The following is a 417-nucleotide window of genomic DNA, read 5'->3' on the forward strand; positions in this document are numbered from 1 at the left end:
CCGCCGGGCGTCGGATCGGTGATGGCCTCCATCATGGGGAGCCACACGTCTACCGGCCGCAGCTTCCCGACGGGCCGAGAACGGTCGAGCACCCCCTTCTGTTCCAGCAGGTGCGGCAACGGACCGTCGAACAGGACGTAGCGCTCGGTCCAGCGCCCGCCCGGTTCGGGGCCGTAGTCGTGTTCCAAACCGGGAAAGACCGTGACCGTGCTGCCCGGACCCAGTGGACGATCTGCGCCTCGTTCATCTCGGTACCGGCCGTCGCCGGCGACCAGAAACACGAACGCGTAGACGTCCAGGACCCGTGGACCGCCGAGACCCGCGCCGTCAGGGATGGCTCCGGAGAACAGGACGCGCCCCAGCGACGCCTCGCCGCTCGCGCCCCGGACGAGGCGGACGCCGGTCAGGTCGGCGGCC

Annotated in this window: 1 protein-coding gene; it reads right to left on the bottom strand. The window is 71.0% G+C overall.

Going from position 1 to position 417, the window contains the following annotated elements; genetic code table 11:
* The coding region (locus ELR45_RS34885; protein WP_205856312.1) for an AraC family ligand binding domain-containing protein at window positions 1-417 on the bottom strand (417 nt) is incomplete at both ends.

It is taken from the genome of Phytoactinopolyspora endophytica (assembly GCF_004138495.1).
Classification (GTDB): Bacteria; Actinomycetota; Actinomycetes; order Jiangellales; family Jiangellaceae; genus Phytoactinopolyspora; species Phytoactinopolyspora endophytica.